The following is a 15079-nucleotide window of genomic DNA, read 5'->3' as shown; positions in this document are numbered from 1 at the left end:
TCTAGTTGAGGGTCATCGAGGGGACGACCCACGTGGTGGTCGACATCGCGGGAGCGGATGCCGTGAACCGGTTGCCGGCGAGCGCGGCCGAGGGCAGCGCCGCGAGGTCCTGGGAGCCGCTGGTGCGCACCCCGGAGACGGTCGCGGTGGCGGGAGCGAATCGGGTGAGGTCGTAGGTGACCGTCGCGGCCGTCGAGGTGGTGTTGACCGTGACGAGGACGACGCGCCTGCCGGCCTCGTCGTGGAAGGCGACGGTGTCGTTGTCGCTCACGCCGATCACCCGGTAGCCGCGGCGGATGTAGCGGCTCCACTGCGCCATCGCCCAGAACTTCTTGTTCCGGGTGTAGCTCGACAGGTCCGCGGAGGCGTTGTTGAGGTCGGTGTCGAGCATCCCCCAGCCACCGGAGTCGACCGCCTGCCAGTAGGCGAACGCGCTCGCGCCGAGCCACTTCACGTCCCAGAGGATGTTCTGCGAGAGGGTCGTGCCGCTCGCGTCGCCGTTGCCGTGCTCGGAGTCCCAGATCCGCGTGCCGCGCGCGGCGGTCTTGAAGCCGGTCCGGTCGGAGCCCTCGTAGCTGTGCACGTTGTACTGCCCGACGAGCGCGCGGGTCTGCGCGGACCAGCTGTCCACCGTGTCCCGGCCGACGTCGATGCTCGTCTCGTCCGACGCCGCGATCCGCGTCGGCGACCCCTGCCGCGCGAGCTCGTCCGCCAGCGCCTTGAGCATGATCGCCTGGTTCGCCGGGAGCATCCGGTTGCCCTCCTGCCGGTTGCCGAAGGTCCAGTAGGCGGCGCTCGGCTCGTTCACCGGCGACAGCGTGCGGAAGGGCACACCCCAGGTCGTGCGGAAGCGCTCGTTGACCGTCACGAGGTACCGGGCGAAGGCCTCGTAGCTGTCGGGGCGCAGGTTCTCGGCGGCGTTCCTGCCGCCGGTGACGCTGCCCGAGATCGTCATCCACCAGGGCGGCGAGTTGGCGAACGACTCCGCGAGGAACTCACTCGCCGGAATCCGCGACTTGGCGGCCTGGAGGAACCAGCGCTGGTTCGGGTCGGCCGACCAGTCGTAGGCCGCCGTGGCGGAGGCGAGGTAGCCGGGGATGCGGGCGCGCAGGTCCATGTGCCCGGGGTAGGCCGGGTTCTCGCCGCCGCCGATGTTGTAGCGGACGATGTTCAGCCCGAGACCCTTGTCGCGGTCGAAGAGCAGATCGGCGTAGGTGTCGCGCACGGCCGCCGTGCCGCCGATGCGGTGCGCGAACCAGCAGAGCGCCGTGCCGAAGCCCTCCCACACGGGTCCGCGCTGCCCGGGGTCGACGACGGCCGTGCCGGTGGCGGCGTGCGCGGGTGCGGCGCCCGGCCCGGCCACCGCCGTGACCGCGCCCGCGAGCGCTGCCGTGCCTGCGAGGGCGAGAAGCCCTCTCCTGTCCATCTTCATGGGTACCTCCTTGTACCTGTGGTGCTCGTGCAGCGGCGCTCGATCGGCGTCTCCACTGCGCGGATGTCCACGTCAACATCGCTTCGGTGAACGTATCATGGCAGCGCAACCATCGCCAGCACGATGCGCGCCACGATGGTCAGGAGCCTCGGACGGGGGTCACTCACGTCCACGGGAGGATCGTCGTCCCCGAGCACCAGGAGCGACGCACCCGGGAACGACAGAACCCCCGGTCGGCTCTCGCTGACTCGGGGGTTCTGACTGGCGGTACCGATCGGGCCCGCCGCGGTGCATGCCGGCTCAGGTCACCGGTCTCATCGACCTTGCCGCCCCTCACCGCTGAGACGACGAGCGCACCAGAGCTGATCACCGCAGGGACGAAGCCGAGCAATGACTCCGCTGGGAAGCCCTGCACGATGAGCACGACACCGGCCGCGAGGCCTCCGACAGCGAGGAGCTGCGACCCGATCGCTCCGACGATCACACCGACGGATTCCGCCCTCGTGAGCCGAGTCAGCGCTCCCGCGCGAGCATGTTCATTCGCGACATGCGCATCGACGATCTTCTCGGCACTGCCCGGGACGACGCGCTCGTATCCCTCGATCATCGCGACCGGAGGGAGAGGACCTCGAAACGATCGGCTTCGAGCGATCGCCTCTACCGTGCCGGAGCGCTCAGATTCTTCTTCGATTTCGGCGTCGAGCGTTCCATGGATGAGACCTCGGTCGGCGTCGGGTGACCAAGCACCTTCTTCATCTCGCCCAGGCGCCGTCTGTCGCCCGTCATTCCCACGAATGCTCCATGGGCCAGGCCCCTCATCGCTGCTCGAGCTGTCGGTGTCATCTGGCAAACCTACGTCCTCCGCCGGGCGAGAAGGAGCTCTCGCCATGTCATCGACCGAGAGCCTAGGCAGCTTCTGCACCGGGGGTACGAGAGGCGCGTTTCCTCTGTCGCTCCACGTGACCGGCCCCGTCCTCGAGAGCTTGACAGCTGTCACCATCCGCCTCCGCCGACGGTGTCGCGCGGTCCGGGAACGACAGAACCCCCGGTCGGCTCTCGCTGACTCGGGGGTTCTGACTGGCGGTACCGGTGGGATTTGAACCCACGGTGGACGCAAGCCCACACATGTTTTCGAGACATGCTCCTTCGGCCGCTCGGACACGGTACCGAGGACGAGTGTACGCGAGGCTCCGGAATCCCGCCAATCGGCGCGGGAACCGCGGCCTAGCGCGGGCTTGCGGCCGTCGCCGGGGCGTCAGGCGGGCTCGGGCAGGAGGAAGGCGAGCACCCGGTCCCACTCGGAGACGGCGAGGAGATGGCCTCGGCCGGGCACGACCTCGAGGCGCGAGTCGGGCAGGCGGGCGGCGTACCACTCGCCGTGCTGGCGGCCGACGGTCGCGTCCTCGCCGCCGTAGAGGAGGAGCGCCGGGGCGTCGACCGTCTCGACCGCGAAGCCCCACTCCTGGAGGGTGTAGCCGACGATGTCCGCGGCCTGGCCGAGATTGCCCTGGGTGACGGCGCGCTCGAGCATCGCCAGGAGCCGCTCGCGGACGCCGGGCGCCTCGAGCACGTCCTCGTCGGCGGCGTCCCCTCCGAGCACGCCGAGAAGCGACTCGGGGGTGGGCGACGGCCCGAACGCGCTGTCGAGAGCGGCGGCGAGGGAGCGGACGGCCTCGTCCACCGGCAGCTCGCGCAGCTGCTCGAGCATCGCCCGGTTCTGCTCGCCGACCCACGGCACGGCGTCGTCGGGCGCGGGAGTGCCGAGGACGGCGACGCGCCCGACCAGGCCCGGGTAGTTGGCCGAGAGGGCGAGGGCGACGCGGCCGCCCGCCGACCAGCCGGCCGCGGTGACCGAGGCGATGCCCGCGGTGGCCAGGTACTCGGCGATGTCGGCGGCGGCCTGCTCCGGGCTCGCCCCGGCACCGGCGCCGGCGGGATCGACGTCGGTCAGCAGCTCCGAGGCACCGTAGCCGGGGCGGTCGAACGAGAGCAGCCGCACGCCGTGGCGGGCGGTGGCCGCGGGTTCGGGGTCGAGACCGGCGGCGCCGGGTGCGGGGTGCGCGAGCACGACGACGTGCTCGGCGTCCTCCGGGCCGGACCAGGCGACTCCGAGCGCGCGGCCGGACTTGAGCGTGTGCACCGTCGAGGTCATGGGCCCAGTCTCCCGCAGACGACCGACACCGCCCGTGCGCCGCTCTGGTGCCGCCGGGACTCCTCCCCACCGGGACGTCCGCCCGGCTGTCCACCGACCGGGCGCGGCGCGTTCGCATGTCGGCGGTGCCCGCTAGTGTCGAAGACACGTTCGAAGGAGCGCTCCGATGTCGGAGGCCGGCCCTAGCGTCGCCGGTGCTCCCTCGCTCCACCACTGCCCCGCACTCCACCACAGCCCCGCACTCCCCCGGCCCGGAAGGACCCCATGGCCTCCTCGAAGACGCGCACCGCCGCCTACCGCTGCTCCGAGTGCGGCTGGACGACCGCGAAGTGGGTCGGCCGCTGCGGCGAGTGCCAGCAGTGGGGCTCGGTGATCGAGAGCACAGAGCGCACCGGCCTCGTCCGCGCGGTCGCCGCCGTCGCCCCCACGGCGGCGCGGCTCGCCAAGCCGATCACGCAGATCGAGACCACCTCCGCGGCGCACCGCCCCACGGGCGTCGGCGAGCTCGACCGGGTGCTCGGCGGCGGCATCGTCAACGGCGCCGTCGTCCTCCTCTCCGGCGAGCCCGGCGTCGGCAAGTCGACGCTGCTGCTCGAGGTCGCCTCGCGCGCCGCCGCCGAGGGCCAGCGCGTCCTCTACGTCAGCGCGGAGGAGTCCGCCGCCCAGGTGCGGATGCGCGCCGAGCGCACCGGCGCCATGCACGACAGCCTCTTCCTCGCCGCCGAGACCGACCTCGCCACCGTCCTCGGCCAGATCGACGAGGTCCGCCCGGACCTCCTGATCGTCGACTCGGTGCAGACCGTCGCGAGCGACACCGTGGACGGCCTGCCCGGCGGTCCGAGCCAGGTCCGCGAGGTCGCCGCGACGCTGATCCGGGTCTGCAAGGAGCGCGCGCTGCCCCTCGTGCTCGTCGGCCACGTCACCAAGGACGGCTCGATCGCCGGCCCGCGCCTGCTCGAGCACCTCGTCGACGTCGTCTGCCACTTCGAGGGCGACCGCCAGACGGCGCTGCGCTTCGTCCGCTCCCTCAAGAACCGCTTCGGCCCGACCGACGAGGTCGGCTGCTTCGAGATGACCGCCGAGGGCATCGCCGAGATCCCCGACCCCAGCGGCCTCTTCCTCAGCCGCACCCGCTTCCCCACTCCGGGCATCTGCGTCACCGTCGCGATGGAGGGGCGCCGCGCCCTGCCCGTCGAGATCCAGGCCCTCGTCATCGCGAACGACGGCGACCACCCGCGCCGGGTCACCAACGGCGTGGACGCCTCCCGCGTCGCGATGATCCTCGCGGTGCTCGAGCGCCAGGCGGGCATCCCGCTCCGCCGCTGCGACGTCTACGTCTCGACCGTCGGCGGCGTGAAGCTGATGGAGCCGGCCGCCGACCTCGCCATCGCCGTCGCGATCGCCTCGGCCCACGCCTACACGCCGCTGCGCCCCGGCATCGCGGCCTTCGGCGAGATCAGCCTCTCCGGCGACATCCGTCCGGCATCCGGCGCGAAGCAGCGCGCCAACGAGGCCACCCGGCTCGGCCACCCCTCCCACCTGGATTCCAGCGCCTTCACCCTCTCGAGCGCGATCACCCACGCCCTCGTGCCGGTGCCCACCCGCATCCCCGTCGGCTGACGGCCCCCGCGCCGGACCGCCGCCCTAGGCTGACGCCGTGAGCAGCGACACCGAGCGGGCCGGCACCGACCAGGACCGTCCCGCCACGGACGGAGACTCCGCCCCCACCTCCGCACCGGCGGTCCGCCGCCGCCGCTTCCCGATCCCCGCGCTGCTCGACCAGGCCTTCTTCGTCCTCGGCGGCGTCGCGGCGACGCTGCTGGCCGTCGTCCTCGTCACCGACGGCGTCCGCTCCGGCTGGGCCCAGATCGGCTTCTACGTCGCCGTCTGGGTCCTCGTCGCCTACCTCGTGCTGCCGCGGCTGCACCGGATCCTCACCCGCCTCTACGTGCCCGACTACTTCATCGGCCGCGCGCGCACCAGCGACGGCCTGCTCGGCGACCCGGTCAACCTCGCCTTCCAGGGCAGCGACGCGCAGCTGGTCCACGCGATGACCTCCTCCGGCTGGACCCGCGCCGACGAGGTCACGGTGCGCAGCAGCCGGCGGATCATCACCGCCACGCTCACCCGCCGCAGCTACCACCGCGCCCCCGTCTCGCCGCTCTTCGTGTTCGGGCGGCAGCAGGACGTCGCGTTCCAGCAGGAGGTCGCCGGCAACCCTGGCAAGCGCCACCACGTGCGCTTCTGGCGCTGCCCCGAGAACTGGTTCCTGCCCGGCGGATTTCCCGTCGAGTGGGTCGCCGCCGGCACCTTCGACCGCAGCGTCGGACTGTCGCTCTTCACGCTCCAGGTCACGCACAAGATCTCCCCCGACACCGACCAGGAGCGCGACCACATCGTGGCGAGCCTCCGCGAGCACCACCCCGAGGCGACGGTCGACGTCATCCAGGACTTCTCCACCGGCTACCACTCCCGCAACGGCGGCGGCGACTCCATCGTCACCGACGGCGACCTGCCGGTCGTCGACCTCCGCGCGATCCCCCTGCCGTCCGGGGCCGCCGGGCGCGACGCGATCGCCCCCGTCGCCGCCACCGAGCTCGCCGGTGCACTCGGCACCTCGTCCGCGACGGTCCTCCGCCGGCCCGTCACCACGCACGTCGGCGCCCTGATGCTCGTCGCCCGCGGCCTCGCGTACGCGCTCCAGGCCGTGCTGCTGCTCGCCGGCGCCGCCTCGCTCGACGACCTGACCTGGCTCGACGGCGGCACCGCCACCGCGGGCGGCTCCACGCTCGACGAGGCCTCCACCCGGCCGATCGCCGCAGCCCTCCTCGGGGCGGCGACGCTCCTCTGGCTGCTCCTCGGCGCACTCGTGCTCCGCGGCTCCGGCACGGCCCGCCTGCTCGCCCTCTCCTCCAGCCTGCTCAGCACGATCACCGCCTTCGCCGCGGTGCTCCAGGGCGGCGCGGCGATCAGCCTGCAGACCAACCTCGGCAGCGTCGCCTTCGACATCCTCGTGCTGCTCGCCCTCTCGAGCCGCAGCTCCCGCGACTACGCGGCCGCGAAGAGCCGGCTCCGCGCCGACCGCCGCGCCGAGAGCAGATCGAGACGGGCTGCTCGCGGCCGGACGGGCTAGACCCCGCCGCCTCCGCCGCCGCCCCCGCCACCGCCGGAGCTGCCGCCACCACCGGCGCCGCCGCTCGACGAGCTCGACGAGGAGCCGACGAAGCTCGACGCGGTCGAGGAGAACGAGGAGATGCTCCCCGCGAACGCCGCGGCGTGGAACCCCGTCGACCCCGAGTACCAGACCGGACTCTCGCCCGTCTGCTCGTAGGCGGTCGCGAGCGCCGCCGACCACTCCTTCTCCAGCCCGAGGAGCACCGCCCACGGCAGCAGCCGCTCGGTCACCTCGACGACCTCGACCGGACCGACGCTGCGCCGGTCGGCACCGCGGGGCGACTGCAGCATCGCGAACCGGTCCGCCTCCGCCAGCCGCAGGTACAGCTCGAGACCCTTCAGGTGGTCGCGCAGCTCCGCGCCGGCCGCGGTCAGCGGCACCTTCGCGAGCAGGACGCAGACCAGCGCCCCCACGACCAGCGCCGAGAGGAGCAGCACGATCGGCAGCGCCCCGCCGAGCGCCGCCCCGAGCAGGAGCGCCCCGGACAGCACGACGCCGACGATGGCGACCACCGCGAGCACGATCAGCAGCACGGAGCCGCGCACCGTCCCGGAGCGCCGCAGTCCCTCCTCCACGACCCGCGCGGACATCACCGTCTGGAAGGACGACACCGCCTTCCCGAACTCCTTGTCCTTCCCGCTCAGATCACGGACGGCGCCCGGCGTGGGCGACGCTCCGAACGCGATGTCGAAGAACTCCCGGTCGACGGGAGGGACGACCCGCGGTCGGCCGGCCCGTCGCGGTGCGGCCGTCGCCGGATCGAGCACGCGGAGCAGGAAGCCCGGCTTCCTCCCCGAGTCCTTCTCCTCGACCCGGACCAGCCCGCGGACCGCCGCGTCGAGCAGCGCCGCGGCCGGTGCGCGCGAGGACCGCCCGCGCAGCGCCGCGGAGAGGAAGAGCCCCTGCGCGGGCGGCTCGTACTCGGCGATCACCGTCGGGCGCCCTGGAGCATCGCGCAGCACGGTCGCACGCCGACGGATCGCCGCGACGAGCACGCCGAGCAGCACGAGCATCGACGCCAGCTGCGCCCAGGCCCAGCCCGAGGCGAAGTAGCCGTCGTCGCGCGGCGTGAAGGTCCCCGGCGCGAAGCCGACCGCGACCGTCACGTTCTCGTACGCCGCCAGGTCGGTCCCGCTCGCGGTCACCACGGCGCCGTCGCGGCCGATCGAGCAACCGTCGGTGGAGCCGGCCGCGCCGCGGTAGCAGGACGCGGTCCCGGTCGCCGCCTCGGCCAGGCCGCCGGTGAGCCGGATCCGGACGTCGTAGCGGTCGAAGGGCTGCCGCCACTGCGTGCCGTTCGCGTCCCAGTAGAACTCGTCCTCGCCGCTCCTCGTTCCGGAGCCGGGCAGCGTCACGTCGTGCTGCGTGTAGGTGAAGACGTAGGTCTGGCTGCCGCTGACGAAGCCGTCCGCGGCACTCGTCACGAGGAGGATCCCGTCCTCGGTCTCGGTGTCGACGGGCCGAGCCCGTCCCGTCTCGTCCGTCACCGACACCAGGTCGACGCCGGTCGGGTAGCCCTGGTACTCGAGCGGGATCGCCCGCTGCATCCCGCGGTTCTGGTCCTCGGGGAACTCCGCGACGAACGTCTCGACCGTCGTCAGCGTCGAGCGCCCCTCGGCGTCGCGGCCGAGGTCGTAGTCGACGGCGTAGCGGGAGAAGCGGAAGTCGTCGACGCCGCGTGCTGGTCCGCCGACGGCAGCGGCGCCGATGGCGGCGGCGCCGACGGCAGCGGCGGCGACCGGCTCACCCACGTGGACCGCCCGCAGTGGCCCGGCCGCCGCCGTGGGCGCCCCCGCCAGCGCGGCCGCGAGCAGCATCCCCGCCGCTCCCGCGGACAGCCCGGGTCCGCGCGCTCCGGAGCCCCGCCCCCTCGGCGTGATCGCGGACAGGAGCCGGCGGAGCGTCCTCATCATGTCCGTGAGCGTACGCGCGCGTGTTCCGCGCCACCTCCCCCTGAAGGGCGACAGGCGGGACGGACTACTGCAGCAGGAACTGCGTCGTCGACCCCGACGGGATCCCCGCGACCGAGACCGACAGGTTGTACGCCGCGCCGCCCCCCTCGACAGCCTCGCGCCCGCCGGAGCAGGTGTCCGGCGAGGAGCGGGTGCGGTCCCAGGTGATCGAGCTGCCCGTCACCGAGGTGCCGGCCGGGAGCAGGATCTCCAGGGACGACGCACCCGTCTGGCAGTCGGTCGAGGTCCAGACCGGGTCGGACCCGCTGGTGATCGTGAAGACCTGTCCGCTCGTCCCGGCGTCGATCACGCAGTCGGTGCTCGAGATGTTCGCGAGCGACAGCGAGAGCTGCGGCGCCTCGTCCGGCCCGTAGCTCGTCGCGTCGGTGACGGCCGTGACCGCGACGGTGTCGGCGGTGCAGGCGGCGGCGTCGGCGGGCGGCGAGCCCTCCGGCGCCGTCGAGGGGTAGAGCGTCGGTAGCGACGAGGCCGTCGGGCTCGCGCTCTCAGCGGCTCCGCGCGCGCCCGCCCACGGCTGCAGCGAGACCAGCGCGGCGATCCCGGCGATGATCACCAGGAGCGCGAGGATCAGGCCGGCCCTGCGCCGCCGGTAGACCCGGGAGGGCAGGCGGCGGGGAGGCGGAGTCACCGACACAGGCTACGACGCGCGAGCGTTCAGAGCGTCTTGAGCATGCGGGTGTTGCCGAGCGTGTTCGGCTTCACCCGGGCGAGGTCGAGGAACTCGGCCACACCCTCGTCGGGCGAGCGCAGCAGCTCGGCGTACACCTCGGGGTCGACGACCTTCTCGCCGATCGGCGCGTAGCCGTGGCGCTCGAAGAAGCCGACCTCGAAGGTCAGGCAGAACAGGCGCTTGAGCCCGAGCTCCCGCGCGTCGTTCTCCAGGCGCTCCAGGATGTGGTGGCCGACGCCCCGGCCGAGCCAGTCCTTCGCGACGGCGAGCGTGCGCACCTCCGCGATGTCGTCCCACATCACGTGCAGCGCGCCGCAGCCGATGGCGGTGCCGTCACCGGACTCCGCGATCCGGAACTCCTGCACGGCGCCGTAGAGCACCACGCGGTCCTTGCCGAGGAGGATGCGCTCGTTGACGAGCGGCTCGCTGAGCTCCTGGATGAAGGGGACGTCGCTCGTGCGCGCGCGGCGCACCGGGTACTTCCAATCGGCCATCCGACAAGCGTACGGCCGAACGACGACGAGCCCGTCCCTCCGCGAGGAGGAACGGGCTCGCTGTCGTGCTGTGCGGGTGCTACGCCATCAGGTCGGGCGTCGCCGGGCCGGCGGTCGCCGCTCCCGCCGTCGCACCGGCGCTGATCGAGATCAGGCGCGGCGTCGTCGTGAAGACGAACTTGCCCTCCGCGAAGTCCACGTGCACGTGGTCTCCGGCACCGAGCTGGCCGTGCAGGATCTGCTCGGACAGCTGGTCCTCGATCTCGCGCTGGATCGCGCGGCGCAGCGGGCGGGCGCCGAGGGCCGGGTCGAACCCGACCTCGATCAGCCGCTCCTTGGCCGACTGCGTCAGCTCCACCGTCATGTCGCGGTCGAGCAGGCGGTCCCCGAGGCGGCCGATGAACAGGTCGACGATCTGGAGCAGCTCGGGCTTCGACAGCTGCGGGAAGACGATGACGTCGTCCACGCGGTTGAGGAACTCGGGCTTGAAGTGCTTCTTCAGCTCCTCGTTGACCTTGCCGCGCATGCGGTCGTAGCCGGTGGCGTTCTCGCCCTCGATCTGGAACCCGACGGGACCACCGGCGATGTCACGCGCACCGAGGTTGGTGGTCATGATGATGACGGTGTTCTTGAAGTCGACGACGCGCCCCTGGCCGTCGGTCAGACGACCCTCCTCGAGGATCTGGAGGAGCGAGTTGAAGATGTCGGGGTGGGCCTTCTCGATCTCGTCGAAGAGGACCACGCTGAACGGCTTGCGGCGGACCTTCTCGGTGAGCTGGCCGCCCTCCTCGAAGCCGACGAACCCGGGAGGGGCACCGAACAGCCGCGAGACGGTGTGCTTCTCGCCGTACTCCGACATATCGAGCGAGATCATCGCGTTCTCGTCGTCGAAGAGGAACTCGGCGAGCGCCTTGGCGAGCTCGGTCTTTCCGACGCCGGTGGGGCCGGCGAAGATGAACGATCCCGAGGGGCGCTTGGGGTCCTTGAGCCCGGCGCGGGTGCGGCGGATGGTCCGCGAGAGGGCCGCGATGGCCTCCTCCTGGCCGATGACCCGCTGGTGCAGCGCCTTCTCCATGAAGACGAGCCGCGAGGACTCCTCCTCGGTCAGCTTGAAGACCGGGATGCCCGTCGCCTGCGCGAGGACCTCGGCGATCAGGCCCTCGTCGACGACACCGGTCGCCTTGACGTCGCCCGACTTCCACTTCTTCTCCAGGCGCAGGCGCTCTCCGAGCAGCTGCTTCTCCTCGTCGCGGAGCGACGCGGCCTTCTCGAAGTCCTGGTCCTCGATCGCGGCCTCCTTCGCGGTGCGGACGACGGCGATCTTGTCGTCGAACTCGCGCAGCTCCGGCGGGGCCGAGAGGATCGAGAGGCGCAGGCGGGCTCCGGCCTCGTCGATCAGGTCGATGGCCTTGTCGGGGAGGAAGCGGTCGCTGATGTAGCGGTCCGCGAGGTTGGCGGCCGAGACGATGGCACCGTCGGTGATGGACACCTTGTGGTGCGCCTCGTAGCGGTCGCGCAGGCCCTTGAGGATGTTGATGGTGTGGGGCAGCGACGGCTCCGCGACCTGGATCGGCTGGAAGCGGCGCTCGAGCGCGGCGTCCTTCTCGAAGTGCTTGCGGTACTCGTCGAGCGTGGTCGCGCCGATGGTCTGCAGCTCGCCGCGGGCGAGCAGCGGCTTGAGGATCGAGGCGGCGTCGATCGCGCCCTCCGCGGCCCCTGCGCCGACGAGGGTGTGGATCTCGTCGATGAAGGTGATGATGTCGCCGCGGGTGCGGATCTCCTTCGTCACCTTCTTGAGGCGCTCCTCGAAGTCTCCGCGATAGCGGGAGCCGGCGATGAGCGAGCCGAGGTCGAGCGTGTAGAGCTGCTTGTCCTTGAGCGTCTCGGGCACGTCGCCGCGCACGATCGCCTGGGCGAGGCCCTCGACGACGGCGGTCTTGCCGACGCCGGGCTCGCCGATCAGGACGGGGTTGTTCTTGGAGCGGCGGGAGAGGATCTGCATGACCCGCTCGATCTCCTTCTCGCGCCCGATGACCGGGTCGAGCTTGTTGTCGCGCGCCGCCTGCGTGAGGTTGCGTCCGAACTGGTCGAGGATCTGCGAGCCGCCCTGAGGCTGCTGCTGCTCACCGCCCACGGCGACCTGCTCCTTGCCCTGGTAGCCCGAGAGGAGCTGGATGACCTGCTGGCGCACCCGGTTGAGGTCGGCGCCCAGCTTGACGAGCACCTGTGCGGCGACGCCCTCGCCCTCGCGGATGAGGCCGAGCAGGATGTGCTCGGTCCCGATGTAGTTGTGGCCGAGCTGCAGCGCTTCGCGCAGGGACAGCTCGAGGACCTTCTTCGCACGCGGCGTGAAGGGGATGTGGCCGGTGGGCTGCTGCTGCCCCTGGCCGATGATGTCCTGGACCTGCTCGCGCACCGCGTCGAGCGAGATGCCGAGGGATTCGAGCGCCTTGGCGGCCACTCCCTCGCCCTCGTGGATCAGGCCGAGCAGGATGTGCTCGGTCCCGATGTAGTTGTGATTGAGCATCTTGGCCTCTTCTTGGGCCAGGACGACGACGCGCCGTGCGCGATCGGTGAATCTCTCGAACATGCTGTCACTCCCTACAGAACCCGCAGGGGTGGGCTCCGATAGCTCGACTGTAGCCAGCGCTCCCCCCGGTCGGACCCCCTGTTCGCCCTGGGCGTGAGGACCGATTTCCATGCACAGACATAGACTTCCGCTATGAGCAATCTGGAGGAGCATCCGGACGAGCACGCGGTCGCGTCCGAGCCGGCCGCCGCGTCTCCCGTCGAGATCCTCGAGGCGCGACTCGTGCCGCTCGGCGGAGCCCGCGCCATCGAGGTGCGGCGCACCCTCCCCCAGCGCTCGCGCTCCACGATCGGCGCCTGGTGCTTCGCGGACCACTACGGTCCGGTGCACCTCGGCGAGGAGGCGGGGATGGACGTCCCGCCGCACCCGCACACCGGACTGCAGACGGTCAGCTGGCTCTTCGAGGGCGAGATCGACCACCGCGACAGCGTCGGGAGCCACCAGCTGGTGCGCCCGGGCGAGCTCAATCTGATGACCGCCGGGCGCGGCATCTCGCACTCCGAGGTCTCCACCGGCGCCGAGCCGGTTCTGCACGGCGTGCAGCTCTGGGTGGCGCTGCCCGAGGAGGCGCGCCTGGGCGAGCCGTTCTTCGAGCACCACCGCGGCGTGCGGGTGGAGCTGCCCGGTGCGACGGCGCAGGTCTTCGTCGGCGAGCTGCTCGGCGCCTCCGTGCCCGCGAGCGTGTTCACCCCGCTCGTCGCCGCGCAGCTCGACCTCGAGCCGGGCGCCCGCGTCGAGATCCCGCTCGAGACCGCGTGGGAGCACGGAGTGCTGGTCGACGCCGGCCCGCTCGAGGTGGACGGCGTCGACGTCCCCCGCTCCGACCTCGCCTACCTCGCGCCGGGTCGCGACGTGCTGGTGCTGACGGCCGGGGACGCGGGCGCCCGGGTCGTGCTGATCGGCGGCGAGCCGTTCCCGGACCAGCTGGTGATGTGGTGGAACTTCGTCGGCCGCAGCCACGACGACGTCGCCGCCGCGCGCGAGCGCTGGCAGAGCGACGTCATCGCGGGCGGCGACGCGGACGGGCCGTTCGGCCGGGTCGCGGGCTACCCCGGCCGGGCACTGCCGGCGCCGACCCTGCCGACCGTCCGGCTGAAGCCGCGCCGACGCGCCTGAGCGCGCCGGCGCCGGTCCGGCTCAGGAGGACCGGCTCAGGAGGCTCCGGCCGCCTTCTCCTTCGCCGCGCGCTTCTCCGCCGCCTCGCGGTCGGTCGCCTCGGCGGTCTCGCGGAACGCGCGGCGCGGATCCTGCAGCGCGCTCATCGGCGACAGGTCGCGGCGCGAGACCGCGTCGACGACCCAGCCGGCGATGATGCGCCACTTGCGGTCGAACGTCGGCACGGCCGCCCCGTGGTAGGCCCGGTGCGCGAGCCAGGCGGGCACTCCGCGGAGCTTCACGCCCTTGATGACCCCCGCGCCCTTGCCGATCCCGTACTCGGCGACCGTGCCGACGGACACGTGCCGGTACTCCTCGACCGGGCCGCCGGTGATGTCGGCGATGATGTTGCGCGCCAGCAGCTTGGCCTGGCGGACGGCGTTCTGGGCGTTCGGCGGGTAGTACGCGGGCTGCTTCGCGGCGGTGAGGTCGGGCACCTGTGCGCCGTCGCCGGCCGCCCAGGCCGAGCCGACGGGCTCGCCGTCCTCGGTGATCACCCGGAGGCGCGCGTCGGCCATCACGTGCCCCTTCGGTCCGCGCGGCGCGTCGGTCGCATCGAGGGTCGGGTTGGGCTTCACGCCCGCGGTCCAGACGATCGTCGCGGCGGGGATCCGCTCGCCGCTGGAGAGCTCGACCACGCCGTCCTCGCAGGAGGGCATCGTCGTCTTCAGGTGCACGTGCACGCCGCGCTCGCGGAGGTGGTCGAGCGTCCAGACCGAGAGCTCCGGGCCGACCTCGGGCGCGACCCGGTCGAGCGCCTCGACGAGGTGCCAGGTGACGTCGCCCATCGAGAGCGACGGCTGCGCGGCGAGGGTGCGGCGGCTGAGGTCGAGCAGCTCGCTGAGCGCCTCGACCCCGGTGTAGCCGCCGCCGACGAAGACGAAGGTGAGCAGACGCCGGCGCTCGGTCGGATCGGTGGTCAGCGCGGCCTTCGCGATGTTCTCGATGACGCGGTCGCGCAGGTGCGCCGCCTCCTCGACCGTCTTGAAGCCGATGGCGTGCTCGGCGAGACCGGGCGTCGGGAAGGTGCGGGTCACCGCGCCGAGGGCGAAGACGACGTGGTCGAAGGGCAGCGTGCGGCTGGTGCCGTCCATCGCCGCGACGGTGGCCGAGCGCTCGGCCAGGCTCACGCCGGTGATCGCGCCGCGGACGATGCGGGTGCGCTTCAGTGCCTGCACCAGCGGGACCGTGACGTGGCGCGGCTGGACGTGCCCGCCGGCCACCTCGGGGAGGAGCGGCTGGTAGGTCATGTAGGGGTTCGGCTCGACGACGGTGACGTCGATCGGCGTCGCCCCGCGGAGCTTCTCGAGGCCCCAGGCCGTGTAGAGGCCGACGTAGCCGCCGCCGAGGATGAGGATGCGCGTCGTTCTGCTCGCCGCCATGACGTTCCCTTCTGAAGTGCCGGCCCCGGAAGGACCGACGGCCCACCGTGCTGAGG

11 protein-coding genes and 1 tRNA gene are annotated in these 15079 nt (G+C 72.3%); 4 read left to right on the top strand and 8 right to left on the bottom strand.

Features of this window, described 5'->3' with window-relative positions:
* Position 1 precedes the first annotated feature (1 nt).
* Complete coding sequence (locus EDF45_RS13685; RefSeq protein WP_123736626.1) at positions 2-1432, bottom strand: glycoside hydrolase; 1431 nt, start codon at positions 1430-1432, stop codon at positions 2-4.
* A 547-nt stretch (positions 1433-1979) separates the two neighbouring features.
* On the opposite strand from EDF45_RS13685, the gene EDF45_RS13680 reads away from it, so the two are divergent.
* Positions 1980-2171, top strand: a complete 192-nt coding sequence (locus EDF45_RS13680; RefSeq protein ID WP_148060002.1) for a hypothetical protein — start codon at positions 1980-1982, stop codon at positions 2169-2171.
* A 339-nt stretch (positions 2172-2510) separates the two neighbouring features.
* On the opposite strand, the gene EDF45_RS13675 is transcribed toward EDF45_RS13680, so the two are convergent.
* Positions 2511-2600, bottom strand: a tRNA-Ser gene (locus tag EDF45_RS13675).
* Between the two features lie 87 nt (positions 2601-2687).
* Positions 2688-3584, bottom strand: coding sequence for an alpha/beta fold hydrolase (locus EDF45_RS13670; RefSeq protein ID WP_123736625.1), 897 nt, complete (start codon positions 3582-3584; stop codon positions 2688-2690).
* A gap of 264 nt (positions 3585-3848) precedes the next feature.
* Here EDF45_RS13670 and radA point away from each other — a divergent pair, with 264 nt between their 5' ends.
* Entirely contained in the window at positions 3849-5204 is a 1356-nt protein-coding gene (gene radA, locus EDF45_RS13665; RefSeq protein ID WP_123736624.1) for a DNA repair protein RadA, read from the top strand.
* Between the two features lie 37 nt (positions 5205-5241).
* Positions 5242-6717, top strand: coding sequence for an LssY C-terminal domain-containing protein (locus tag EDF45_RS13660; protein WP_123736623.1), 1476 nt, complete (start codon positions 5242-5244; stop codon positions 6715-6717).
* Here the strand turns inward: EDF45_RS13660 and EDF45_RS13655 are convergent.
* The 4 genes from EDF45_RS13655 to EDF45_RS13640 form a co-directional block, all read right to left on the bottom strand.
* Positions 6714-8672: a DUF2207 domain-containing protein gene (locus EDF45_RS13655; protein ID WP_148060287.1), complete on the bottom strand. Its 1959-nt coding sequence runs from the start codon at positions 8670-8672 to the stop codon at positions 6714-6716. The two genes, EDF45_RS13660 and EDF45_RS13655, sit on opposite strands and share 4 nt — an antisense overlap.
* 64 nt (positions 8673-8736) lie before the next feature.
* Complete coding sequence (locus EDF45_RS13650; protein WP_243581157.1) at positions 8737-9360, bottom strand: hypothetical protein; 624 nt, start codon at positions 9358-9360, stop codon at positions 8737-8739.
* Positions 9361-9386: 26 nt separating this feature from the next.
* Positions 9387-9896, bottom strand: coding sequence for an amino-acid N-acetyltransferase (locus EDF45_RS13645; RefSeq protein ID WP_123446786.1), 510 nt, complete (start codon positions 9894-9896; stop codon positions 9387-9389).
* Positions 9897-9975: 79 nt separating this feature from the next.
* Positions 9976-12486, bottom strand: a complete 2511-nt coding sequence (locus EDF45_RS13640) for an ATP-dependent Clp protease ATP-binding subunit (RefSeq protein WP_123446787.1) — start codon at positions 12484-12486, stop codon at positions 9976-9978.
* Between the two features lie 132 nt (positions 12487-12618).
* On the opposite strand from EDF45_RS13640, the gene EDF45_RS13635 reads away from it, so the two are divergent.
* Positions 12619-13602, top strand: coding sequence for a pirin family protein (locus tag EDF45_RS13635; RefSeq protein WP_123736621.1), 984 nt, complete (start codon positions 12619-12621; stop codon positions 13600-13602).
* A gap of 35 nt (positions 13603-13637) precedes the next feature.
* On the opposite strand, the gene EDF45_RS13630 is transcribed toward EDF45_RS13635, so the two are convergent.
* Positions 13638-15023: an NAD(P)/FAD-dependent oxidoreductase gene (locus tag EDF45_RS13630; protein ID WP_123736620.1), complete on the bottom strand. Its 1386-nt coding sequence runs from the start codon at positions 15021-15023 to the stop codon at positions 13638-13640.
* Between the last annotated feature and the right edge of the window lie 56 nt (positions 15024-15079).

Source organism: Rathayibacter sp. PhB186 (genome assembly GCF_003751825.1).
In the GTDB taxonomy this organism is placed as follows: Bacteria; Actinomycetota; Actinomycetes; order Actinomycetales; family Microbacteriaceae; genus Rathayibacter; species Rathayibacter festucae.
This window is presented reverse-complemented; position numbering and strand designations above follow the sequence as displayed.